The following is a 23,757-nucleotide window of genomic DNA, read 5'->3' on the forward strand; positions in this document are numbered from 1 at the left end:
AAGCAGCCCAAATTATGTTGTGGATTTAAAACAGTAAATAGGAAAAGCCTGTGTTGAATAAAAAAATCAACACAGGCTTTTCACGTACTACCGGTTTTCCACTTTCTTCAGGTGGATATTCTTCCTCATGCAGAATATCCGGATCAGCAGGGTAATGGCGAAACATCCGTATAATGCCGCATCATTTCCTATGGTCTCGTTCAGTATGATGAACAGGACAGCTCCGAAAACGGAGGCTACGGCATAAATCTCTTTTCGGAATACATAGGGGATTTCCTGGGCGCATATATCCCTGAGCACGCCGCCCCCGGTTCCAGTGAGAACCGCCAGGGTGATGATGACGAAGGGTTCGGAGTGTCCGTTTTTCACCGCAACTTCGGCCCCGATAGCGGTGAAGGCACCGAGCCCGAAAGCATCAAATAACGGCAGGACCCTGGACAGGTGGTGGATCCTCTTGTAGAAAAGGATGACAAAAAGGGCGGCCAGGATGCTGATGACCGCATAGACCGGGTTGTCCAGGGAGGCCGGAAGCCTCCTGTTGATCAGGGTGTCTCTGACGATGCCTCCCCCCACCGCGGTGATGAATGCAAAAATAATGATTCCATAATAGTCCAGTTCTTTTTGAATCGCAGTCAGTGCCCCTGACATGGCAAAAGCGACCGTGCCGATGATTTCAACAACCGAAATGAATTCCATTTCATATTACCTTGCATAAACCTGACGGATTATGCGTTTCCTTTCTCTCTTTTCTATTTGATCGGGCAGTAACTGTTCAGAACCCCTGTCTCGCGAGGTGTTTTTATGCTGATTTTGCATAAAAACCCGAGACATTCGTGCGCCAAATTGCTGATTTTGCAATTTGTGTGCCTCATATGTGACTATGAAGGACGTAGTCCTGAATAGTTACATCGGGCAGTCATAAGGGTTTCCTTCGGTGCGTTTCCGGTGCTCGGCAGCCGCTGTTTCCAGGATTTCGGAATCATTTATCACATCATAGAACATGCCGGTCATGATTTTGGCGGCATAGAGCATGCCTTTTTGTCCGAGGGTGCATCCGGAGGCTGAAGCGGACTGCCAGGTGTGGGCATTTACCCCGACTGGCCAGGCCGCTGTAAAAATGGTGCTGAATGGCATCAGCCAGCTGACGTCTCCGATATCGGAAGACCCGGTGATGGGATAGCGGCTTGCAGCCTCTTTTGCCACGATTCCGCTGTGGATAAAGGAATCTGCGTCATAAAATCCGATATGTTCCCGTTCTGTCTGTACCTGTTCCGGAGGCAGGGATTCTGAAAGGGCCCTGGCCAGCGCATTCTCTTCTTCCGTATAGGGGCACATTTCCATCTCTTCAAAATTCTTTCGCGCCAGAGCGCATAATACGTCGTTTGGAAGCAGCTCGTAGCAGCCCCCGGCAATTTCGTAATCCAGGAACGTATCCGTCATCAGAGCCCCGCCTTTCTGGCAGTTGATGACACGTCTGGTGATATCGACCACGTCCTTCCGGTGTGGCGCCCTGACATAATACCAGGATGCCGCTTCCTTTGGCACGATGTTCGGCGCTTCGCCGCCGTTCGTTATGACATAGTGGATCCTTGCGGAACTGATGACATGCTCGCGCATCACATTGACTCCCATATTGGAAAGTTCCACCGCATCCAGGGCGCTGCGCCCTTGTTCCGGGGCCTGGCCTGCATGAGCAGTGATTCCCGTGAAATGGAACTTCATATTGTTCATTGCCAGGAAGCCCTGGGAAACCGGAATGTTTGCATTCCACGGATGGTATGCGAAGGCCATGTCGCAGCCGTCGAAGGCATGATATTTTGCCATCAGCACCTTCCCATCCAGCATTTCTTCCTGGGGACAGCCGTAGAACCTGACGGTTCCGGAATGGCCGCTCTCCTCCAGGTATTTTTTCGCTGAAAGCGCGCCTCCGAAGGCACAGGCTCCAATCAGGTTATGCCCGCATCCGTGCCCTGCCCCCCCATTTTCGACCGGCTTCATCTCCGAATAGCCGCCTTCCTGAGAAAGTCCGGGAAGTGCGTCGTACTCGCCCAACATGGCAACTACTGGATGGCCATTTCCATATTCCGCGTAAAAGGCATATTTCAGCTCATCCTGGCCAAATTCGTGTATCGTGAACCCGTTCTTTTTCAGAAGCCTCTTGAACATCGAGGAAGAGTTCTCCTCTTCCTTTGAAAGTTCAGGATTGTCATACAGATACCGGGAAGCCGCGAATATTTCCTCTGCATGCAGGTCCAGGTACCCGGCTAAATCCTGTTTCTTCATATCAGAATTCTCCTTTACTTGCCGGCTTTATAAAAAGCCCGTTTTCTCCCTTGCTATGCAATTATGCAAAGGTATTTTCTAAATAATAACACAAGGATGGCAGCAAAGTAAAACAGGGTATTATGTGCTTGTAGAAATTTCAGCGCGTATAACGGTTCAGCGCGAGATCATGTATTTGATCTCGCGCTTATTTTTTTTGCCTGAAATTTTATAATAAAATGAAATGAGGAAGTAAAGTAGGGGGGGTCATTTGCGGTAGAAGCCCTGGTTGCGCAGCCGATAGCAAGAATGGTGATGCTGAAGCTCCATCAGAGAATTGATGCTAAGGCATGTACTGCTGAACGATGCTGATGATATAATCTCCATTTATTTCCAACTTATATAAATGGGGATTGCTTTCAAGATGCGCATACAGTCCTGCAAAATCTGTCGGAACCAGATGGGTGCTCCCTCCGTCGAGAATATAAATAGAGGCATTGTCGGCTACCAGCATGGATCTTATTTTTGCTGATTCGTTCCGGATCGCGTATCCGTCTTCCGTTTCGTAGATTTCGCCTAATTTGTCATAACTCAGTATCTTTAAAGCCCTGTCGATGCCGGTGACGGAAACCAGGATCGGATCTGAAATCTTTTCTGAAGCATAGACCGGTATCGTAAGCGCCTGGCCTTTGTAGATCAGTCCCGGGTCATCGATGCTGTTGACAAAGGCAATCTCCTGAAAATCGATCCCATACTGAGCTGCGATTTTGCTCAGCGTGTCGCCGGACTTCACGGTATATTTCACTGTGGAGGGAAGGGGATTGCCGGCCCCCAGGGGAATTGCCAACACCTGTCCGGAGTAGATCAGGTCAGGATTCTCGATATTGTTCGCAGAAACGACCTGCAGCAGGGTTGCGCCGTAGAAAGCCGCAATTTTGCCCAACGAATCGCCTGGTTTCACTGTATAAGAAGCTGGCTTTTGCGGTGTTGAATTGAGTTCGGCCAGCGTTTCCGAAGCCGACATCAATAGCGCATAGTTTGTCACAAAGATTTTTTGTGAAGGGGTCAATGCATTATAATCTGCCATAAGAGAGGCTACCGTTTCGGATTTGTCCAAAGTGATTTCGCCTAAAGCGGCAATCCTTGTATCCAGAGCGGCAGCCGTTTTTTTATCCAGTGTCAGCTGTTTCTCTGTCTCGGTCTGCTCTTCGGTTATTTCTTCGGTCTGCTCTTCGGTTATTTCTTCGGTCTGCTCTTCGGTTATTTCTTCGGTCTGTTCTTCGGTTATTTCTTCGGTCTGTTCTTCAGTCATTTTTTCGGTCTGTTCTTTAGTCTGTTCCTCGGTCTCCTCTTCGGTTTGTGTCTTTTCCGGTGTCGTTACGTAGCTGCATCCTGCAAAAATTGTTGTGCATAAAAGGATTGCAATGAGTTTACTAAGTACGTCTGCTCTTTTCATGGGACACCACCTCTCATTGAAAACAAGGGATTGTTTATATAGTTATTGTACTGCTGCGGAGATGAAATTACAATCGAAGTAAATTGGTACCTGACACCATAAACATAAGTAAACGGTACCTGACACCATAAACACAAAACGGGAAACTCGGATTGCAATCGAGCATTTTTCGTAAAGTTTTGTCTGGTTATGACATAAAACCTGCTATTTATTACAATATGAGAAATAAATTGAAAGTTAGTGATAATATAGGAATAATACTGATAAGAGGAGTGTTCAGCGTAGCTATGTATGAAGAACCGGCTGAAACACAATGATAAAGCAAATAATATGATGCGGGGGTCCCAAAATCATGTCGTTTCATGCAAGCATGAAAAACATGACCTTTTGCCCCGGGTATCTAATATTAAGATTGTTATAAATTTAATTAATTGTTATAATAATTACAAATCAACATGAAATGAGAAAAAGCATTCATAGGAGTGGGCGCATATGGGGTTACTGGGGAACACGGTCATTAATTTGTATTCTATAGCACTTTTAGCAATTATCTGTTTTCATTTACAAAGGCAAAATGAAAAAGGATTTTTGCAGTATAAGATCTATGCGATGATGGTAAAGACAACGATGCTGTTATTGCTGCTGGACATAGCAGGAAGGTTTGATGGGAGACCGGATACGCTATACCCGCTGCTGAACCAGGCGGGAAATTTCCTGCTTTTCTGCATGAATCTCGTGATGCCGTCATGGTGGCTGTTATATGTTTATAATCAGATCTGCAGGGATGAAAAGAAGACGATGCGGCTTTTTTATCAGTTAGCCGCGTTGAATTGCGTGAACGCTGCTGCAGTAATCGTTTCCTTGGCTCACGGGTGGCTTTATTCCATAGATCTGAAAAATATCTATCACAGAGGACCTTTTTTTTTCATTCCAATCGCAGTCACTTTCGTCATGATGGCAGGAACCTACGTCCTGATTGTAAAAAACAGGGATAAAATCGTAGAAGAATATTATTATGCCCTTTCCTGCTATGCAATTCCGCCATGTATTGGGATTGCCCTGCAGATTTGTATCGGTGGTGTATCTTTCTCTCTAAACAGCAGCGTCATATCCCTTCTGATCATCTTCTTCCGCATTCAGAGCCATATCATACACACGGATTATCTTACGGGGTTGAACAACCGTAAACAGCTGGACATGTATTTGGAGAAGAAGATTAGCACGAGTACCTCGCATCAGACGTTTGCGGCCATTATGCTGGATATGAATCATTTTAAAACGATTAATGATAAATTCGGACATGACGAGGGGGACAATGCCCTTAAAGTCACTTCGAAACTGCTCAGAAGCTGTCTGCGTATGGAGGATTTCATTGCCAGGTTTGGCGGAGACGAATTCTGCATTGTCCTTGACATATCCCGGGAAGAGGAACTGAGAGCGATTGTGGACAGAATCAATCAATGCTTTGAAAATTACAATAAATCAGGGAAACATCCTTATGAACTGAGCATGAGCATAGGCTATGACATCTATGATCACCAGTCTGGAATGAAAAGCGGGGAATTCCAAAAACAGCTGGATGTATTGATGTATGAAGACAAGCAGAGCTACAGAGCCCGGCTGATGCCAGAGTGTCTGATGTCATGAATGGATTATAAAAAAGTCTGCCGGGGGGCAGACTTTTTTTAGTTCAATAGAACTGGACAATGTGTCAGTGCACTAGGAAGCTAAATCAATTTAACACGCCAGTTCGGCATGCCATTAGCAAATTTTATGAAACTTTGCTATTTTACTAATTATCATCATATTTTATAGAGAAAAAGCCCCCTGCTTTTTTTATAATGAGAGTAAGCAAAAAAGCGGCTGACTGCTCAGTGACCAGGCATTACACGGGCTGGGGAAAAACGGGAACTGAACGGCCGCAATAAAAAAGTAAGAGGAGGCAGCAGCATGTTCGAACCAGTATTAGTGATTATGGCAGCAGGCATGGGAAGCAGATATGGGGGATTGAAGCAGATTGATCCAGTTGATGAAGAGGGGCATCTGATTATCGATTTTTCGATATATGACGCAATAAAGGCAGGATTCAAAAAAATCGTTTTTGTAATCAAACATGAAATCGAAGAGGATTTCAAAGAGGTAATCGGAGACAGGATTTCAAAAGAAATCGAAGTGGACTATGTGTATCAGGAACTGGACAGTATTTCGGAGGGCTATTCTGTCCCTGAGGGACGTGTCAAACCATGGGGCACGGGCCATGCGATTTTGAGCTGCGCGCCGAAGGTGGATGGCCCATTCGCGGTCATCAATGCGGATGACTATTACGGAGCCGGCGCATTCAAGGCAATCTACGACTTCTTAAGCAATACTCGGGATAACGACAAATACCGCTATGGAATGGTCGGCTATATCCTTGACAATACCCTGACGGAAAACGGCCATGTGGCAAGAGGCGTCTGCGAAATCGATGGCGAAGGATACCTGAGCGGAATCCAGGAACGCACAAGAATAGAAAAGACAGAGAACGGCGCCCGCTATACGGAAGACGACGGGGCAACCTGGACGGAAATCGACAGGAATAGCACAGTGTCCATGAATATGTGGGGATTCGGCAACAGCATATTCCAGGAACTGGAAAAGGGATTCAGGGAATTCCTTGAAAAAGACGCAGTGACAAATCCATTGAAATCGGAATATTTCCTTCCGACCGTCGTTGGCAACCTGCTTCAGGAAAACAAGGCGACCGTTAAGGTCCTCTCTTCGGCTGACAAATGGTACGGGGTTACCTACAAAGAGGACAAAGAGACCGTGGTAAAAGCGATCGCAGAACTGAAGAACAAAGGCATCTATACGAAGTATTTATGGAAACAGGCATAAGCGAAGATCAAAGACAAGGAGACAGGTAAAGCAATGACAAGAGAAGAATATTGTTCCAGAATCGAAGAAGCAATCGGGCAGATTGCATTTGAAGGAAAATTCATTGGATACAAGCCGTATGGGAACGGCCATATCAACGATACTTTTGTAGTGAATTTCCAGCAGGAGGACGGCTCTGACCGCAGATACATCCTGCAGAGAATGAATCATGACACATTCAAAAATCCTGCCGGACTTATGGAGAACATTTCAGGGGTGACGGAGTTTCTGAAGAAAAAAATAGAGGAAAACAACGGCGATTCCAGCCGTGAAACGCTCAATATCGTCAGGACAAAGGATGGAAAGGATTATTTCAAAGACAGCATAGGCTCCTACTGGAGAAGCTATGTATTCATCGAGGATGCAGTCTGCTTCGACAAGGTAGAATCACCGGAGGATTTCTATAACAGCGCAACGGCATTCGGCAACTTCCAGTATCTGCTGTCCGATTACCCGGCAGAGACTCTTCATGAAACGATTCCTGATTTCCACAACACGCCTGCAAGATTTGAGAATTTCAAAAAAGCAGTAGAAGCAGACATAAAAGGACGCAGGGCAGAAGTAGAAGCAGAAATTGCCTTTGTAATGGAGCGGGATGCATTTATGTACACGCTGATGGATGCCTATAAAGAAGGAAGCCTGCCTTTAAGGGTAACCCATAATGACACGAAGCTGAACAATGTCATGATTGACAATCAATCAGGAAAGGGCATCTGCGTCATCGATCTTGATACGGTAATGCCTGGATTTTCCGTAAACGACTTCGGCGATTCCATACGTTTCGGGGCAAGCACCGGAGACGAGGATGAACCGGACCTTTCCAAGGTAAACTTCAGCCTGGAACTCTTCGACATCTATACGAAGGGATTCTTAGAAGGCTGCAAGGGAAGGCTGACTGAGAAGGAAATATACCTGTTTCCGACAGGAGCAAAAATGATGACCCTGGAATGCGGAATGAGATTCCTGACGGACTACCTGCAGGGAGATACTTATTTCAGAATCCACAGGGAAACACACAATCTTGACAGATGCAGGACCCAGTTCAAGCTGGTTTCCGATATGGAAAAGAACTGGGATGCAATGAAAACTGTCGTTGACAAATACCGCTAAGATTAAAAAACCACTGTTTTTTGAAAAACAGTGGTTTTTTTGTTATAATGGTACCATAATGGTACCTGACACCATAAATAAATTATAAATAAATTATAAACAAATTATAAACAAATTGATGGAACCAGGACAGATCCGACGGAGGAATAGAAAAATGATACGCGATATGTTAATAGATGATTATCCACAGATCATAAAATTGTGGAGGAGCATTTCCGGATTCCGGATCCGCTCTATAGATGACTCCGAAGAAGGGATCAGGCGTTTCCTGGCCCGGAATCCGGGAATCAGCAAGGTTGTTTTTGTGGAAGGAAAGATTGCCGGGAGCGTTCTGTGTGGACATGACGGCAGAACAGGCACTTTGTATCATGTATGCATAGCGGATGATTTCCGGCGCAGGGGATTGGGAGAAGCCATGATTGAGGCGGTTCTGGAGTCCCTGAAGAAGGAGCATATCCATACGGTAAATCTGATTGCATTTACCGAGAATACAGGTGGAAACATATTCTGGCAGACCATCGGGTGGAAAAAAAGAGACGATGTCAATTATTATGAAAAAGTCATCGACAGCATGAATACCATTGAAATATGCTGATGAAGGATAAACCTGAAACAGGAAAAACCTGAAACAGGAAAAACCGGAAAACCGGAAAAAGCTGAAACAGCGGGCAGATCAAAGGAGAGCAAGGAATGATTAATTTAAGGCCGCACCATGGGATGTGCATCGGGCAGTTTGTCGGGAGTGGATATAGCGATGAATTTACTGCGAACATGCAGCGCATTATAGAGAGGCTGGAGGCCTGCGACACGCAGAACATTAAGCTTGTATGCCATGTGGACGACATATGCGGCAGCTGTCCCCACAACCACGAAGGCATCTGCCGCTCCGGACAGAAGGTCATGAATTATGATGCGGCCTGCCTGACCATTTGCGGAATCAGGGAAAATGAAGAGATCAGCTGGCGTGATTTCAAGGACAAGGTCAGGGCGTCCATTTTGGAGACGGGAAAACTGAAGGAAGTATGCGGGGGCTGCCAGTGGATTGACACATGCCTTCAGAATATGGGGATTAACTACTGAAAACAGGCGGCAGGGAAGGGCAGCGCCGAATAGCTGAATAAAATAACAAGGAGAATAAAGCAATGGGTAAATATTTTGGAACAGACGGATTCAGGGGAGAAGCAAATGTGGATCTGACTGTGAATCATGCATTTAAGGTAGGAAGATTTCTGGGGCACTATTACGGGCAGGACCATAAGGCCAGGATCGTGATCGGAAAAGATACAAGGCGCTCCAGCTACATGTTCGAGTATGCGCTCGTTGCAGGCCTGACAGCCAGCGGTGCCGACGTGTACCTTCTCCATGTGACCTCCACGCCAAGCGTGTCCTATGTCGTGAGAAGCGAAGGCTTTGACTGCGGCATCATGATTTCAGCAAGCCATAACCCTTATTACGACAATGGAATAAAAGTAATCAACGGAGCCGGACAGAAGCTGGAAGCGGAAGTGGAAGACCTGATAGAGGCCTATATCGACAGTGAAGCCGACGGGATTCCTCTTGCGACCATGGAAAACATCGGAAAGACGACCGATTTTGCCATGGGCCGCCACAGGTACATCGGATACCTCATTTCCCTTGCCACAAGGTCCTTTAAGAACATCAAGGTCGGGCTCGACTGCGCAAACGGTTCTTCTTCCCAGATTGCCAAGGCAGTTTTCGATGCCCTGGGCGCACAGACCTATGTAATCAGCAATGAGCCTGACGGAATCAACATCAATACGAACTGCGGGTCCACTCATATGGAAAACCTGCAGGAATTCGTGCTGGACAACGGCCTTGATGTGGGATTCGCATACGACGGGGATGCAGACAGATGTCTTGCAGTCGACGAAAAAGGAAATATCATTGACGGAGATCTGATCCTCTACCTCTGCGGCGTATATATGAGCGAGAGAGGGGAGCTGAACAACAGCACCATCGTCACCACCATCATGTCCAACCTGGGCCTTTTCAAGGCACTGGAGAAAAAGGGGATTGCCTGCGAAAAAACGGCTGTCGGCGACAAGTACGTATATGAAAACATGGTAAACAACGGGCATTCCCTGGGAGGGGAACAGACCGGACACACCATATTCGCAAAGCATGCAACCACGGGCGACGGAGTCCTCACCTCCCTGAAGATCATGGAGGCCATGCTGGAAAAGAAGATGCCGCTTTCAAAGCTGGTGGAGGAGGTTGAGCTCTTCCCGCAGCTGCAGATCAACGTGAAAGTGAAGAACAAGAAAGAGGCAAGGGCAGATGAGGAAGTTGCGGCAAAAATCGGGCAGGTAGCTGAAATCCTTGGCAGGGACGGCAGGATCATCGTGCGGGAAAGCGGAACGGAGCCGGTCCTGAGAGTCATGGTGGAAGCGGCAACAGAGGAGATCTGCAGGAAATATGTATATGAAGTCATAGATGTTCTGAAGATGAAGGGGCACTGCTAAAGGAGATATCATGATTCGGAATAGAGAAGAGTTTTCAGCCCGGAGGCCGGGCATCATAGGAGAAGAGCAGTTCAGACAGTACGCGGTGCTGATCCCTCTGGTTGAGGATTCGGAGGGGATATCGCTGCTGTTCGAGAAGCGGTCCAGCGCGCTGAAGCGCCAGCCGGGGGAAATCTGTTTTCCTGGCGGCAAGCTGGAACCGGGCGAATCCATGGAGGAGTGTGCAGTGCGTGAAACCATGGAGGAGCTTCTCGTCGGGCGGGAACAGATTGAAATCCTTGGGCCGGGAGATATCTTCGTTTCCCCCTTTAATCTGATGCTGCATCCATTCATAGGAATCCTCAGAGCGTATCCGGATACCTTCAGTACCGATGAGGTGGCCGAAATCATCCGGGTTCCGCTAGCGTTTTTTCGGAACCACAATCCTGAGAAATACGAAAGCAGACTAGTCAATGAACCGCCTCAGGATTTTCCCTATGAATGGATTCCCGGTGGGGAGAAGTATCCCTGGGCACAGGGGAAATACGATATCCTGTTTTACCGGTACGGGGAACATGTCATATGGGGGATGACTGCGCGGATCGCGAAATCGGCGGTGGAGCTGATCGACCGGTACGGGCTTTGATCCTTTTTGTTTCATAGGAGTGGAATGTCAAAAGCCCATTTACAAAATAATATTCGTCAATTTGCACAGCTTTCTAGAATGAGGACGTCATACAAAACATGTTGATTCGCAGCGCGCTCGTGCGTTGTGAATCGCATCGCAAAAGCGCCCACACGCGAAGAAAGAGTCTGCCAAGGCAGACTCTTTCTTTTGTCTAATTCAGTTCTTCCTGACAGCTTTCAGCAAGCTCAGCCGGTTTCCTGCTTTCCTTTGCCGATACTAAATTTCCGATCTTGACGTTTGATTTCTGAAAAATCCGATAAGCCAGAAGACCTAATATGATATCCAGGATGATAAGAATAAAAATGTTCCAAACATACCTGTTTTCCATTCCCAGCATGACGATTGCCGTTGCGAAGGTGAAAAAGCAGATCATACAAAAACCAATAACACCATAAAAAGCTGCAGCTACCCAGAAGTTCCTTTTTGAAATACCCATAGATGTCCCCCTTGATCTTTCATGTTGATTGGGTCGTATAAACCGGATTGTCTGTCAGGCTGGAGTTTTACGTCATGCGGCTCCTCGCATAGAATTTTAAAATTATGGGAAATCAGAAGAATATCCTATAAATTAAAAAAACATTGCCAGAAGCCCCTGGCAATGTTGGAAAATTGCAGCTGGCTACCAGTTTAAAGGCCCTATAGTTTTGCGTCACAAGCTTTCGCTTGCTTTGCCATATTTGATTAATACCATTGTATACTTTTTTAAATAATAAATCAATGAATATAAAAGATATTTCCAGAATGTCAGTAACAAATTCTATTTTTTGTCAAATACCTCTGATATTTCCCTGACGATATCAATGACCTGCAGATGCTGCGGGCATACGGATTCGCATACGCCGCACTGTACGCAGGCAGAAGCCCTGTGCCCGTCTTTGGTAAGGGAGTCGTAGAAGAAGAATGGACGCTGGTCTCCCTTGTACGTTTTTACGGTATTGAAAGCGCGGATCATGTCCGGGATCAGGATCTGCTGCGGGCATCCGTCCACGCAGTAGCGGCAGCCTGTGCATGGAATGGTATCTGCGGCCAGGAGCTTTTCGGTCATCAGGTTTAGGTGTTCCCTCTCTTTTTCAGACAGGGGACTGAAATCGCCCATGGTCTTCAGGTTGTCCTGCATCTGTTCCAGATTAGACATGCCGCTCAGTATGGTCATGATGCCGTCTAAAGATGCCACATAACGGAGGGCCCAGGAGGCGATGGAGTCGTCGGGGCGGAGCTCCTTCAGCATGGCTTCAAGTTCCGGGGGAAGGCTTGCCAGGGTGCCGCCTTTCACCGGCTCCATTACGATGATCGGCTTGTTATGTTTTCTGGCCACTTCGTAGCATTTTCCGGATTGAACCAGCTTGTTTTCCCAGTCCGCATAATTGATCTGCAGCTGGACGAATTCTGCTTCAGGGTGGGCCGTCAGCACCTGGTCAAGCAGTTCGGGGGTATCGTGGAAGGAAAAGCCGAAATGTTTGATCAGCCCTTTTTCCTTCATTTTCATCGCCCATTCCCAGCAATGGAAGCCGTCATATTTCTTCAAGTGTCCTTCCTCAATGCTGTGGAGCAGGTAAAAATCAAAATATCCCGCGCCGGTACGCTCCAGCTGTTCGTCAAATACACGCTGGATATCAGCTTCCGTGTTCAATTCCCAGGCAGGAAGCTTTGTGGCCAGAAAAAAAGATTCTCTTGGATGGCGGCTTGTCAGCGCCTCCCTGACTATGGATTCGGACTTGCCGCTGTGATAGATATAGGCCGTATCAAAGTAATTGAACCCTTTTTCCAGGCATAAATCGACCATCTGGCAGACCTGCTCCAGATCGATTCCGTTTTCATTTTCGGGAAGTCTCATTAATCCAAATCCCAGTTTTGGCATTTGAAGCAAATTGTTGTTGTTCATATCGGTTTCTCCTTTGTCTGTGCGAATATGGCTGCGTGTAAGGTAACAGTCGCGTTCTTTATCATTCTAGCAGTAACTATTCAGTACTATGTCCTTCATAGTCACATATGATGCACAAAAATTGCAGAACCAGCAATTTTGCGCATGCAGAACTCGAGTTTTCATGCAAAACCAGCATAAAAACATCTCGCGGAACAGGAATTCTGAACAGTTACTTCTATCATACAGCTTAGAGATGGCTCTAAGTCAAGAAAAAAATAAAAAAACATGACGAATACAAGAATAAAAAACCTGCCACGATGAGGGAAATTAACGATTTTACAAATAGGAAAGCCAAAGGATGCATGAAAATGATATAATGAAGTCGTTTGAATTTCCTGGATCAGGCATGCAAATCATAAAAACTGCAGCTCTGTTGATGGTTATGCCAAAGTGTGGATAAATCAGGAGCTGCACAGAAAAACGGGGGATAACGTTGTGAAAAATAGAAGAAGACAGATTTTCCGGATCCTGGTGATCCTTTGGATGGTACTCATATTCGCCTTTTCGGCACAGCCGGCAGATCAATCGACGGAAATCAGCCTGGGTGTCGGGAAAGCAGTCGGCAAGGTATTGATCAGGGATTTTGAACAGCTATCGGCTGCCCGGCAGACTGCCTATGCGGAGGATATTGATTTTGTCGTGCGTAAGACGGCGCATGCTGCAGAATATGCAGTCCTGGGCATCCTGTTCATGTTTGCGCTTGGAAACAGCTGGGTGAGGTGGAGGCCTCTGGTTTCCTTTTTGTGCACTGTTCTCTACGCCGCCAGCGATGAGTTCCACCAGCGTTTCGTTCCGGGAAGGAGCGGACAGATCCGGGATGTGCTCATCGACAGCGCCGGTGCTGCCGCAGGTGTACTTTTGTTTGTTGGGATTTCTGTGTGGAGAAAGCGAAGGGAGAAAAATGCAGTCAATTCTGGAGATAAGTCATGTTTTAGAAAGATAATTCGAAGATAAGCTGAAAAATTAGATATAATGGGAAGTGTTGTGCGATTATGTGATAAATAGATTGAATTGCATATAATTTATTGATATAATGGTTGAAATACGTAACTCTGTGAAAGAGTGCACGAATAGCAAAACCAGCAATTTGGCGCACGCATGTCTCGGGTTTTTATGCAAATTCAGCATAAAAACACCTCGCGAGACAGGGGTTCTGAGCAGTTACCTGCAAAATATCAAATAGGGGGTACAAAACCATGCAAAAGTGGGAGTACAAAATTCTGGATTTTGAAAAGGTGTTCTATGCTGCAAATGCGGATGGGGAAATCGTGAAGCTGTTGAACGGTCTTGGCCAGGAAGGCTGGGAGCTTGTCGGACACGCAACTTTCAACGTGCATATGTTTGTTTTGAAGCGCGCAATCGAATAAGCGGGCAGGCGCAAAAGCCCGATACCCTGGATGCTGTGAACTCCGTTCGCAGGACCTCCGTGGTATCGGGCTTCTGTATGTTCATATTTTAAGGGAAAGTTCGTCCTGTGAGATATAAATGCTCCGCTGTCATATCCCCTTTTCGCTTATTCCTTCCGGTTCAGATACCGCCAAAGCGTCGTTCTGCTGATCTGTAGCTTCTGGGCTGCAAGGGTCTGGTTGCCGCCGGATTCCTTCAGCACATGCTGAATGATATCATTGTTGATTTCTTCCAGAGATCTGTTAAGATCCAGCTGGAGGCCGTTCGCTGTATTTTTCATTTCAGAAGTTAACGTAGCCTTCGCCTGTTCCAAAGTGGAACGAACGGTTGATGTCTGTATATAGGGAGTGTCTGTCAGGACCACCAGCTCGGTCAGTATCTGCTTGAACTGGGTATAATTGTATGGCCAGTCATAATGCTGCAGAAGATCCATGGCGTTCGGTTCGAACCCGATGATCTGTTTGCCCAGCTCCACATTCAGGTCGGCAAGGTAAAGGCTTGAGAAGGCCGGAAGCTCTTCCAGCCTGTCCCGCAGGGGAGGAAGGTGGATGCTCAGACAGGACAGGCGGTTGAGGAATACGATGCCTGCAGCTGGCATTGTTTCATTTTTATCGCATACGCAGGAAATAATCACTTTGTTCCTGCGGCACAGGTCCATATCGAGTATGATGGATAACAGATGTTTCTGCCTTTCGCTGGAAAGCTCCTCAATGCCTTGGAAATACAACGTATTCTGATTGTCGTTGAGAGGAGAGTTGTAGTGGTTTGTCAGATAGCCCCAGCTCTTGTCGTTCATGAGCCCGCAGTCTATGGTCACAAGCGGGTTTTTGTTCAGTTTGCTCTGGGTGTAGATGACCCGGGCTATCTGTTCTTTTCCTGTCCCCTGCTCGCCGGTGATCATGACCGGAAAGTCGCTCTGGCTGATCTGGAGGATGGAATCCTGAATATCGCCCATGCTTCCCTGGATGTTGTAAAAACTGTTCGAAAATTTCTTCTCAGCGTCTTTTCTATTTGTAAACTGGATTCCGTATTTGCCTGAAAGCATGGGGATTCCGGAAGAGACGCAGTAGAATGCGGTGTAACGGCTGGAGAGATAGGGATAGATTTTTCCAGTGATGGAGTAGAGGGTATCGTTGACGTTCTTAAAGGTTTTGTGATAATCTTCATTTAATACCTTTGGAATATCCTTTTTCAATAACTCGTAGAACCCATCGGCATCCGGGTTTTTCCAGGTGGACATGTAGAGGTTTTCGTTGCTGTCAAAGACGATGATGTCGGAGGTGCTGCCGTCGATGATATTGTGGAGAAGAGAGTTTTCCTCCTTCAGATCCACATAGCTGCTGCATATTTTAACAGCCTGGTCCAGAGCGCTCTCTATGCTTTCCTGCCCGGAAGTGATCAGGATGGAGTTCAGTCCCAGGTGTCTTGCGGCGTTGTTGGTAATTACGTCGCATACGATCATGGAATATCCGTTTTCCTTGAGCCGCGTAAGGGTGTCTAGTACTTCGTTTTCGTTATGGATCGTTACGATGTCGATCTGATAGCGCAGCAGCGAACAGAGAAGATGGGCGTTTTCGGTAATGCTGGGAAATCCAACGATGGCATAGCGGTCCGTATAGTTCTGGGCAAGCTTCATGGCCCGGAGAATGTCATAAACGGACAGGGAAATCTCGATAACCGGAATATGGGTAATGCGCCCGATCAATTCGGCAGTTCCTCCACGGGAAATGATGGCATCATAATTCGTCTGAAGATTGTCCCTGGCAATGGCGACTCCTTCTTCAAGATTGCCTGTATAGACATCAATTTCGATATCTGCCCTGTCAGCAGCAGCTTTTTTCAGTGCGGTCTTCATGGAATCATAGGGAGCGATTCCAAGAAGATGTATGGGTCTGTTTTTCATAGCTTGCGCTCCTTTCGTTTTGGTTTCCTATAGCATATCATATTGAAACAATGTTTTCCATAGAACGGCATTAAAGTGTTTCAAAATAAAACAAAAAATGGTACCTGGTACCATAAACAGAAAAAATGGTACCAGGTACCATGAACAAATCATGAACAAAATGGTACCCAAAATGGTACCAGGTACCAAATCCGCAGGTACCGAATCAGGAGGTGGCAGGATGGCAAAGAAAAAAACAAAAGTAGAGTTCCGATATTATGAAATTCCACCGGATGAAATGATACTGGCTTTGTTGGGGGATAGCTGGATCCGGCCATATGGGATGGGCGCTGACTTTCTGCATTTCCATAATTTTCTGGAGATCGGATACTGCCACTGGGGGACAGGGGAACTCGTTATTGGGGAGCAGAGCTACCGCTTTGAGGAGAATATGATTGAAATTGTTCCCCCGAATCTGCCCCATACGACGAACAGCGATCAGGGAACGGAAAGCTTCTGGGAATGGATGTATTTTGATATGGAAAAATACCTGAATAGCATATATAAAGAGGATCCCCAGTTCGTGCAGAAGCTGCTGGAAAGAATCTACCGGGAACCGTATATACTTCGCGCTGAGGAGCATCCTGCCCTGGCAGGCATTCTGAGGTCGATTATCATGGAAATGAAGAACAAGAAGAAATATTACCAGGAAAGCGCGAAAGGCTATCTGCATGCGTTGATTGTGGAAATCCTGAGGCTGGATGACCATGAGGAAAGCAAGAGGAGGACAAAACAGAAAATGGGGCAGATTGCGGATGCGCTTCAGTTCGTTGCAGACCATTACCGGGAGGAAATCAAAATCCTGCAGCTGGCGGAATCCTGCAATATGAGCGAAAGCCATTTCCGCCGGATCTTTTTGGAAACCATGAATATGAAGCCGGGAGATTATCTGAATCTGGTCCGCGTGCAGAATGCGTGTGAAATCATCAAGAAGACGAATGTTTCCATGGAGGATGTGGCGTACAGGGTCGGATTCGAAACGGTATCTACATTTAACCGCAATTTCAAAAAACTGACGGGTCTGTCGCCCTATCAGTGGAAACGGTCGGCAGATAATTTTGAAGGGAAGCTGCTGAATTATAAAATCAGTGCGCAGAAGGGCTGGTAGAGTCCGCGAGGAGGCGCATGACGCGCAAGAAGAATATGTCGCAGAAGCGACTGCGCATCAGCGCGAGAGTTTCGCAAGCGAAACTCTTTGTTATTACATGGTCGAATTTGCGCATTTTTTAATTGAATATAAAAACTATATTGATAAAGCTTTGGTATAATATGCATATAAACAAGTTCCTAACGGACTGGAGAATGTGCACAATTACCAAAGCTTTTTCTGATTTACAGAAAAGCTCGTCCTAATCTGGTAATCTCTTCTGAAGATAGGCGTCAAATTTTAAGGAGGATATGAAAAATGAGAAAAAAAGTAATGGCAGTTTTAGTAGCAGCGAGTATGGTGCTTTCATTAACAGCTTGCGGAGGTTCCGGTGACTCATCTTCCAATAATACAGAAGGAAAAACAGAAACGGAAGCTGCAGGAGGAGAAAACGAACTGACAGTATGGTGCTGGGATCCGGCATTCAATATGTATGCCATGGAAGAGGCGGAAAAGGAATATCAGAAAGAAAATCCTGATTTTAAATTAAATATCGTTGAAACCCCGTGGGCTGATGTCCAGACAAAACTGACAACGGCAGCCAGCTCAGGAGACCTGTCTTCCCTGCCGGATATTTTACTGATGCAGGACAATGCATTCCAGAAAAACGTAATCAGCTATCCGGACGCATTCGCAGATCTGACAGGATCAGGGATCGATTTTGCGTCATTTGCAGGAGCGAAAACAGCTTATTCCGTAGTAGAAGGCAAGAATTACGGGGTACCGTTCGACAACGGCGCGGTAATCGCATGCTACAGAACGGACATCCTGGAACAGGCGGGCTACACGGTGGATGACTTCACGGACATCTCCTGGTCGGAATACATAAAGATCGGAAAAGATGTTCTGGAAAAAACAGGAAAACCGTTACTGTCCTGTCTGTCTGGCGAATCAGACCTGATTGTGATGATGCTCCAGTCTGCAGGCGCAAGTTTGTTTGACGAAGAAGGAAATCCAAGCATGGTCGACAATGCTGCTTTAAAAGAAGTTATGGACACCTATGCTGAATTAGTAAAAAGCGGCGTACTTGTAGAAGTGAATGACTGGGATCAGTATATCGGAACTATGACAAACAGCACAGTAGCCGGAACAATCAACGGATGCTGGATCATGGCAAGCATACAGACAGCAGAAGACCAGTCAGGAAAATGGGCAATCACCAATATGCCGAAACTGGATAAAGCGGCAGATGCAACAAACTATTCCAACAATGGCGGATCAAGCTGGGCAGTGACTACGAACTGCAAAAACATGGAACTGGCAGAAGATTTTCTGGCGAAGACCTTTGCAGGAAGCGTAGCTTTCTATGAAACGATTCTTCCGGCTTCAGGTGCAATCGCGACCTATTCACCGGCAGCAAAGAGCGACGTATACAGCGAACCACAGGAATTCTTTGGAGGAGCGCCGGTATATGCACAGATCTCCGAATTTGCATCAAAAGTGCCATCCAACAATACGGGAGTATATTACTATGAAGCCCGTGACGCGGTGGCAACGGCAGTTACCAATATCGTGGCAGGAGCTGATGTCGAAACTGAAATCGCAGCCGCAGAAGATACCGTTAATTTTGCAATGGGTAAATAATAAGTCCCTGTTATGCAATATGGGGAGCCGCCGGCAACAGGCTGTTCCCCATAATAATTGATTGATGTAAAGGAGGCATTTCGGTGAGTGGGCCTAATAAAAAATTGACTCTGAGTCGCAAGCAAAACCTTTCAGGATGGGCGTTCCTGACACCTGCAGCTATATTGATAGCGGCAATGAGCTTTTATCCGATGTTCAGGGCTCTCATATTGTCCTTTAAAACGGGTGTCGGTTTAAACATGAAATGGGCAGGCACATATAACTATGTAAGAATGTTCCAGGATGCTGTATTTATGCAGGCATTGAAAAATAACTTCATATACCTGATCTTCCAGGTGCCGATCATGCTGGTTCTGGCGCTGGTGCTGGCATCTCTGCTGAACAACAAAGATCTAAGGTTCAAAGGTTTTTTCCGTACGGCGATTTTCCTTCCATGCGCAACGTCGCTGGTATCCTATGCGGTCATATTCAGATCGCTGTTTGCAGTAGACGGACTGATCAATACCGTATTGATCAATACCGGTTTACTATCGACCGGATATAATTTCCTGGGCCATGCAACCAGTGCAAGAATCATCATTATTCTGGCGCTGATCTGGAGATGGACAGGCTACAACATGGTGTTTTATTTATCGGGATTACAGAATATCGAATACTCCATATATGAGGCAGCTAAGATTGACGGAGCATCGCCCTGGCAGGTGTTCTGGAAGATGACCGTGCCGCTTTTAAGGCCGACCATCCTCCTGACGGCAATCATGTCGACGAACGGTACCCTTCAGCTCTTTGATGAGTCAGTGAACCTGACGAACGGCGGGCCGGCAAATGCGACCATAACCATGTCTCACTATATTTACAATATGTCCTTTAAATACGTACCGAATTTCGGATACGCTGCGGCGATGTCCTATCTGATCCTTATTTTGGTTGCCGTTCTGGCATTTTTACAGATGAAAGCAGGTGATAAGCGTGACTAAAGGCAAGAAGATTATATCATATACGTTTTTGAGTATCGTATCGCTGCTTTCGATTTTTCCGCTTTACTGGATGGTCATTGCAGCTACGAATAAGAGTGTGGATGTGTCAAGGGGAACCATGCTGCCCGGAATGGAACTGATCAACAATTTTAAAAATCTGGTGGCGTCCCAGAATGTCCTCAATGCGATGACGAATTCATTTAAATACGCAATCGCGATGACAGTCCTTTCCCTGGCAATCTGTTCCCTTGCAGGATACGGATTTGAAATCTTCCATGACAGGGGAAAAGACATGGTGATGTCAGTCATCCTGCTGGCCATGATGGTTCCTTTTGCAGCAACCATGATTCCCTTATACCAGCTGTTTTCAAAAGCCCATCTGCTGAACAGCACGGCAGGTTTCATACTGCCAATGATATCCACCCCGTTTCTGATCATGCTTTTCAGGCAGAGCGCAAGATCCTTTCCCCATGACATCATCGAAGCGGCAAGGATGGACGGGCTGAACGAATTCCAGATTTTCTATAAGATGTTTTTCCCCACAATGCGTTCCACTTATGCGGCGGCCATGACGATTACATTCATGAACGCATGGAACAGCTACCTGTGGCCAAAGGTAATCATGTCCGATACGAAAAGCGCGACAATGCCGATGCTTGTTGCGAACCTGACAGAAGGGTATGTCACGGATTACGGAATGCTGATGCTTTCAGTCGTGTTCTGTACAATTCCTACGATCGTGATCTTCTTCCTGCTGCAGAAGAGTTTTGCCGAGGGTATTACAGGCGCAGTTAAATAAAAAATGAAAGAAAGAAGCGGATATTCTCTATCCGCTTCTTTATAGGTGATAAGATGAAGAAATTTGATTATAAAATGATAGCTGATCCGGAACGTTTTTCAGAAGGGTGCATTCCTGCACATTCAGACCATAGGCACTTCGCATCGTTTGAAGAGATGGCAGCAGGAGAAAGTGGATTTTACCAGAGCCTGAACGGGCTGTGGAAATTTTCCTATGCAAAAAACTATGAAAGCACCATAAAAGGTTTTGAAACTACAGCGTATTCCTGCCATTCATGGGACGAAATCCGTGTCCCGGCCCATATACAGATGGAGGGCTATGACGGGCCCCAGTATGCCAACGTCCAGTATCCGTGGGATGGCAGGGAAGAGATCAATCCTGGTGAAGTGCCTGTGGCCTTTAATCCGACAGCAAGCTATGTGAAATATTTTACAGTCCCGGAAGGGATGGCTGGGAAAAGGATCTATGTCTCCTTCCAGGGAGTAGAGAGCGGCATGGCCCTCTGGTTAAACGGCACTTATCTGGGATACAGCGAAGACAGCTTTACGCCGTCAGAGTTTGAACTGACTGCCCATCTGAAAGAAGGCGAAAACAAACTGGCTGTTCAGGTGTTCAAATGGACGGCAGGCAGCTGGTGCGAAGACCAGGACTTTTTCCGGTTTTCGGGAATTTTCCGCGATGTCTGGCTCTACGCAGTGCCGGAGATCCATATCTCGGACCTGAAGGTCCAGACCCTGCTGGAGGATGATTATGAAAATGCGCTGCTGACTGTTCAGGTGAAATCCACATCCGTGGGTAGGATCGTCGCTTCGTTATTTGATGAAGAGGCAAAGCTTGTGCATCAGGCGGACGAAGAGCTGTTCGAGCTGTCCCAGTACAATTTCAAAATCGAGAAGCCTTTCCTGTGGAGTGCGGAAACACCGTATTTATACGAGCTTCGCCTGGAAGTGAAGGATGCGGCAGGCAATGTTTCCGAAGCGGTTTCCCAGAAGGTGGGATTCAGACGGTTTGAAATCAAGGATTCCGTCATGTGCCTGAACGGAAAACGAATCGTGTTCAAAGGGGTCAACCGTCATGAATTCAGTTCCGTAAGCGGACGGGTCGTGTCGGAAGAGGAAATGATCAAAGACCTTGTCACCATGAAGCAGAACAACATCAACGCAATCAGGACATCCCATTACCCGAATTCGTCAAAGCTGTATGAACTGTGCGACAGGTATGGCCTGTATGTGATCGACGAGACGAATCTCGAGACCCACGGCCTGTGGGAGGGGATTCCAAGGGGAGCGGCGGATATAGAGGATGTGCTTCCGGGAAACAGGCCTGACTGGCTGAACCTGGTTCTGGACAGGGCCGGTTCCATGTACCAGAGGGATAAGAACCATGCGTGCATACTGATCTGGTCATGCGGGAACGAATCCTTCGGCGGGAAAAATATTTTTGAAATGGCCCAGGCCTTCCGCAAATGGGATCCGACAAGACTCGTGCATTACGAGGGCATATTCTGGGACCGCAGCTACAATGAATCGAGCGACATAGAGAGCCAGATGTACACGCCGGCAGAAAAAATAAAGGAATTCCTTTCCGTGAACAGGAGCAAGCCGTTCATCTGCTGCGAATACGCCCATGCAATGGGAAATTCCTGCGGCGCCCTCCACAAATATACGGATCTCACAGACGAAGAACCGTTGTATCAGGGAGGCTTCATCTGGGACTATATTGACCAGTCCATTACGAAAAAGGACCGCTACGGCAATGAATTCCAGGCATACGGCGGGGATTTCGATGACCGTCCCTGCGATTACAATTTCAGCGGAAACGGAATCGTATACGGCGGAAACAGGGAGCCATCCCCGAAAATGCAGGAAGTGAAATACGACTACCAGAATATCAGCGTGGAAATCAGGGGAAACAAAGCAGTCATCAGAAATAAGAATCTGTTTACCAATACCAGCCATTACCGCTGCGTGGTGACTCTGGAAAAAGACGGACAGCTGCTGCAGCAGGAGGAAATGAAGACAAACGTGCCTCCGTTAAGCGAGATGGAAGTAAAACTTCCGGTTACCCTGCCATCAGGCGAGGGGGATTATGCGGTTACCGTATCCTTCCGGTTAAAGGAAGACACGATCTGGGGAGCCAGGGGACATGAGATGGCTTTCGGACAAAAGCTCTTTTATACAGAGTCGGAAAAGCAGGAATGCCAGCTTCCGGTCACAGTCATCCGCGGAAGGCTGAACATCGGCGTGAAAGGCGAAAACTTTGAGGCGCTCTTCTCTATTGTGCACGGAGGACTGGTTTCCTACCGCTATGGCGGAAAAGAGATGTTGAAATCAATTCCGAAACCGAATTTCTGGAGAGCAGTAACAGACAATGACCAGGGAAACAACATGCCTGCGCGCTACGGACAGTGGAAGCTGGCAAGCCTGTACAGCTCCTATAAAAACGAAAACGGAGTGGACGGAATAGCACCTGCTCTGGAAGAACACGACAATTATGCGGTCATCACATACACCTACCACCTTCCCACGTCACCGAAGGCAGACTGCCAGCTGGCCTACACCGTATACGGCGACGGAACTATAAGAACCCGCCTGAGCTATGATCCGGTGCCGGGACTGGGAGATATGCCTGAATTCGGGGTAATGCTGAAGATGGATGCCGATTATGACCAGCTGGAGTGGTTCGGCATGGGGCCTGAATCCACCTACGTGGACAGATACAGAGGCGCAAAGCTGGGAATCTGGAAAAACAGCATAAGCGACAACATGGCCAAATACCTGGTTCCACAGGAGTCCGGGAACAAGATCGGAGTCCGCTATGCAAAAGTGACGGACAAAAAGGGCAGGGGATTGATGTTTACCGGAAAAGACATGAGCTTTTCGGCCCTCCCTTATACGCCGCATGAGCTGGAAAATGCAATGCATCCTTATGAACTGCCACAGGTCCATTATACGGTGATCAGGGCGGCAAAACAGCAGATGGGAGTTGCAGGAGATGATAGCTGGGGAGCCCAGACCCACAAGGAATACCTCCTGGATGTCAGCAGTAAAATGGAATTCGAGTTTGCGTTTAAAGGAATCTGA

20 protein-coding genes and 1 riboswitch are annotated in these 23,757 nt (G+C 47.0%); of the genes, 14 read left to right on the forward strand and 6 right to left on the reverse strand.

Features of this window, described 5'->3' with window-relative positions:
- Window positions 1-87: 87 nt before the first annotated feature.
- The 3 genes from BJR36_RS15235 to BJR36_RS15245 all read right to left on the reverse strand — a co-directional run bounded on the left by BJR36_RS15235 (window position 88) and on the right by BJR36_RS15245 (window position 3,718).
- Window positions 88-696 carry a trimeric intracellular cation channel family protein gene (locus BJR36_RS15235; protein ID WP_091235948.1) on the reverse strand — a complete coding sequence of 203 codons (609 nt, stop codon included), beginning with the start codon at window positions 694-696 and terminating at the stop codon, window positions 88-90.
- A 207-nt stretch (window positions 697-903) separates the two neighbouring features.
- On the reverse strand, window positions 904-2,283 hold the full coding sequence (locus BJR36_RS15240; RefSeq protein ID WP_091235950.1) for an amidohydrolase: 1,380 nt from the start codon (window positions 2,281-2,283) through the stop codon (window positions 904-906).
- Window positions 2,284-2,605: 322 nt separating this feature from the next.
- Entirely contained in the window at window positions 2,606-3,718 is a 1,113-nt protein-coding gene (locus BJR36_RS15245; RefSeq protein ID WP_091235952.1) for a LysM peptidoglycan-binding domain-containing protein, read from the reverse strand.
- 492 nt (window positions 3,719-4,210) lie between these two features.
- Between BJR36_RS15245 and BJR36_RS15250 the strand changes: the two genes are divergently transcribed.
- The 7 genes from BJR36_RS15250 (at window position 4,211) to BJR36_RS15280 (ending at window position 10,852) form a co-directional block, all read left to right on the forward strand.
- Complete coding sequence (locus BJR36_RS15250; protein WP_091235954.1) at window positions 4,211-5,365, forward strand: GGDEF domain-containing protein; 1,155 nt, start codon at window positions 4,211-4,213, stop codon at window positions 5,363-5,365.
- Between the two features lie 303 nt (window positions 5,366-5,668).
- A complete protein-coding gene (locus BJR36_RS15255; RefSeq protein ID WP_091235956.1) occupies window positions 5,669-6,595 on the forward strand; it encodes a nucleotidyltransferase family protein in 927 nt (308 codons plus the stop codon).
- A gap of 33 nt (window positions 6,596-6,628) precedes the next feature.
- Entirely contained in the window at window positions 6,629-7,744 is a 1,116-nt protein-coding gene (locus BJR36_RS15260) for a phosphotransferase enzyme family protein (RefSeq protein ID WP_091235957.1), read from the forward strand.
- A 154-nt stretch (window positions 7,745-7,898) separates the two neighbouring features.
- Window positions 7,899-8,339 (forward strand): GNAT family N-acetyltransferase, encoded by a 441-nt coding sequence (locus BJR36_RS15265; RefSeq protein WP_091235959.1) that lies wholly within the window; start codon window positions 7,899-7,901, stop codon window positions 8,337-8,339.
- Window positions 8,340-8,434: 95 nt separating this feature from the next.
- Entirely contained in the window at window positions 8,435-8,824 is a 390-nt protein-coding gene (locus BJR36_RS15270; protein ID WP_091235961.1) for a DUF1284 domain-containing protein, read from the forward strand.
- Between the two features lie 62 nt (window positions 8,825-8,886).
- The gene (gene glmM, locus BJR36_RS15275; RefSeq protein WP_091235963.1) at window positions 8,887-10,227 is read left to right on the forward strand and encodes a phosphoglucosamine mutase; all 1,341 of its coding nucleotides are present in this window, start codon (window positions 8,887-8,889) and stop codon (window positions 10,225-10,227) included.
- Window positions 10,228-10,237: 10 nt separating this feature from the next.
- Window positions 10,238-10,852, forward strand: a complete 615-nt coding sequence (locus BJR36_RS15280; protein WP_091235965.1) for an NUDIX hydrolase — start codon at window positions 10,238-10,240, stop codon at window positions 10,850-10,852.
- A gap of 193 nt (window positions 10,853-11,045) precedes the next feature.
- Here BJR36_RS15280 and BJR36_RS15285 read toward each other — a convergent pair whose 3' ends face one another.
- Together BJR36_RS15285 and BJR36_RS15290 are read right to left on the reverse strand one after the other, a co-directional pair.
- Window positions 11,046-11,330 (reverse strand): hypothetical protein, encoded by a 285-nt coding sequence (locus BJR36_RS15285; RefSeq protein ID WP_091235967.1) that lies wholly within the window; start codon window positions 11,328-11,330, stop codon window positions 11,046-11,048.
- 171 nt (window positions 11,331-11,501) lie between these two features.
- A riboswitch (cyclic di-GMP riboswitch) is annotated at window positions 11,502-11,577 on the reverse strand.
- 74 nt (window positions 11,578-11,651) lie between these two features.
- Window positions 11,652-12,776, reverse strand: a complete 1,125-nt coding sequence (locus BJR36_RS15290; protein ID WP_242875602.1) for an aldo/keto reductase — start codon at window positions 12,774-12,776, stop codon at window positions 11,652-11,654.
- A 477-nt stretch (window positions 12,777-13,253) separates the two neighbouring features.
- Here BJR36_RS15290 and BJR36_RS15295 point away from each other — a divergent pair, with 477 nt between their 5' ends.
- Together BJR36_RS15295 and BJR36_RS20095 are read left to right on the forward strand one after the other, a co-directional pair.
- Window positions 13,254-13,772: a VanZ family protein gene (locus BJR36_RS15295; protein WP_242875603.1), complete on the forward strand. Its 519-nt coding sequence runs from the start codon at window positions 13,254-13,256 to the stop codon at window positions 13,770-13,772.
- A 242-nt stretch (window positions 13,773-14,014) separates the two neighbouring features.
- A complete protein-coding gene (locus BJR36_RS20095) occupies window positions 14,015-14,185 on the forward strand; it encodes a DUF4177 domain-containing protein (protein ID WP_139133565.1) in 171 nt (56 codons plus the stop codon).
- Window positions 14,186-14,331: 146 nt separating this feature from the next.
- Here the strand turns inward: BJR36_RS20095 and BJR36_RS15300 are convergent, their stop codons facing one another.
- Window positions 14,332-16,128, reverse strand: coding sequence for a PrpR N-terminal domain-containing protein (locus BJR36_RS15300; RefSeq protein WP_091235970.1), 1,797 nt, complete (start codon window positions 16,126-16,128; stop codon window positions 14,332-14,334).
- Between the two features lie 220 nt (window positions 16,129-16,348).
- Between BJR36_RS15300 and BJR36_RS15305 the strand changes: the two genes are divergently transcribed.
- From BJR36_RS15305 to BJR36_RS15325, 5 genes are all read left to right on the forward strand, one after another.
- Entirely contained in the window at window positions 16,349-17,275 is a 927-nt protein-coding gene (locus tag BJR36_RS15305; RefSeq protein WP_169823730.1) for an AraC family transcriptional regulator, read from the forward strand.
- Between the two features lie 297 nt (window positions 17,276-17,572).
- Window positions 17,573-18,898 (forward strand): ABC transporter substrate-binding protein, encoded by a 1,326-nt coding sequence (locus BJR36_RS15310; RefSeq protein WP_091235974.1) that lies wholly within the window; start codon window positions 17,573-17,575, stop codon window positions 18,896-18,898.
- 83 nt (window positions 18,899-18,981) lie between these two features.
- Window positions 18,982-19,875 carry a carbohydrate ABC transporter permease gene (locus tag BJR36_RS15315; protein ID WP_242875604.1) on the forward strand — a complete coding sequence of 298 codons (894 nt, stop codon included), beginning with the start codon at window positions 18,982-18,984 and terminating at the stop codon, window positions 19,873-19,875.
- Window positions 19,868-20,674 carry a carbohydrate ABC transporter permease gene (locus BJR36_RS15320; protein ID WP_242875606.1) on the forward strand — a complete coding sequence of 269 codons (807 nt, stop codon included), beginning with the start codon at window positions 19,868-19,870 and terminating at the stop codon, window positions 20,672-20,674. Before BJR36_RS15315 ends, BJR36_RS15320 begins: the two co-directional genes overlap by 8 nt.
- Window positions 20,675-20,727: 53 nt before the next feature.
- Window positions 20,728-23,757 carry a beta-galactosidase, LacZ type gene (locus BJR36_RS15325; protein WP_091235976.1) on the forward strand — a complete coding sequence of 1,010 codons (3,030 nt, stop codon included), beginning with the start codon at window positions 20,728-20,730 and terminating at the stop codon, window positions 23,755-23,757.

The sequence above is a fragment of the Anaerobium acetethylicum genome (assembly GCF_900096945.1).
Lineage (GTDB): Bacteria > Bacillota > Clostridia > Lachnospirales > Lachnospiraceae > Anaerobium > Anaerobium acetethylicum.

What these genes read in the sequence shown, in the direction of transcription:
- BJR36_RS15235 (WP_091235948.1), bottom strand. Translation starts at nt 696, where the DNA reads ATGGAATTCATTTCGGTTGTTGAAATCATCGGCACGGTCGCTTTTGCC.
- BJR36_RS15240 (WP_091235950.1), bottom strand. Translation starts at nt 2,283, where the DNA reads ATGAAGAAACAGGATTTAGCCGGGTACCTGGACCTGCATGCAGAGGAA.
- BJR36_RS15245 (WP_091235952.1), bottom strand. Translation starts at nt 3,718, where the DNA reads ATGAAAAGAGCAGACGTACTTAGTAAACTCATTGCAATCCTTTTATGC.
- BJR36_RS15250 (WP_091235954.1), top strand. Translation starts at nt 4,211, where the DNA reads ATGGGGTTACTGGGGAACACGGTCATTAATTTGTATTCTATAGCACTT.
- BJR36_RS15255 (WP_091235956.1), top strand. Translation starts at nt 5,669, where the DNA reads ATGTTCGAACCAGTATTAGTGATTATGGCAGCAGGCATGGGAAGCAGA.
- BJR36_RS15260 (WP_091235957.1), top strand. Translation starts at nt 6,629, where the DNA reads ATGACAAGAGAAGAATATTGTTCCAGAATCGAAGAAGCAATCGGGCAG.
- BJR36_RS15265 (WP_091235959.1), top strand. Translation starts at nt 7,899, where the DNA reads ATGATACGCGATATGTTAATAGATGATTATCCACAGATCATAAAATTG.
- BJR36_RS15270 (WP_091235961.1), top strand. Translation starts at nt 8,435, where the DNA reads ATGATTAATTTAAGGCCGCACCATGGGATGTGCATCGGGCAGTTTGTC.
- glmM (WP_091235963.1), top strand. Translation starts at nt 8,887, where the DNA reads ATGGGTAAATATTTTGGAACAGACGGATTCAGGGGAGAAGCAAATGTG.
- BJR36_RS15280 (WP_091235965.1), top strand. Translation starts at nt 10,238, where the DNA reads ATGATTCGGAATAGAGAAGAGTTTTCAGCCCGGAGGCCGGGCATCATA.
- BJR36_RS15285 (WP_091235967.1), bottom strand. Translation starts at nt 11,330, where the DNA reads ATGGGTATTTCAAAAAGGAACTTCTGGGTAGCTGCAGCTTTTTATGGT.
- BJR36_RS15290 (WP_242875602.1), bottom strand. Translation starts at nt 12,776, where the DNA reads ATGAACAACAACAATTTGCTTCAAATGCCAAAACTGGGATTTGGATTA.
- BJR36_RS20095 (WP_139133565.1), top strand. Translation starts at nt 14,015, where the DNA reads ATGCAAAAGTGGGAGTACAAAATTCTGGATTTTGAAAAGGTGTTCTAT.
- BJR36_RS15300 (WP_091235970.1), bottom strand. Translation starts at nt 16,128, where the DNA reads ATGAAAAACAGACCCATACATCTTCTTGGAATCGCTCCCTATGATTCC.
- BJR36_RS15305 (WP_169823730.1), top strand. Translation starts at nt 16,349, where the DNA reads ATGGCAAAGAAAAAAACAAAAGTAGAGTTCCGATATTATGAAATTCCA.
- BJR36_RS15310 (WP_091235974.1), top strand. Translation starts at nt 17,573, where the DNA reads ATGAGAAAAAAAGTAATGGCAGTTTTAGTAGCAGCGAGTATGGTGCTT.
- BJR36_RS15325 (WP_091235976.1), top strand. Translation starts at nt 20,728, where the DNA reads ATGAAGAAATTTGATTATAAAATGATAGCTGATCCGGAACGTTTTTCA.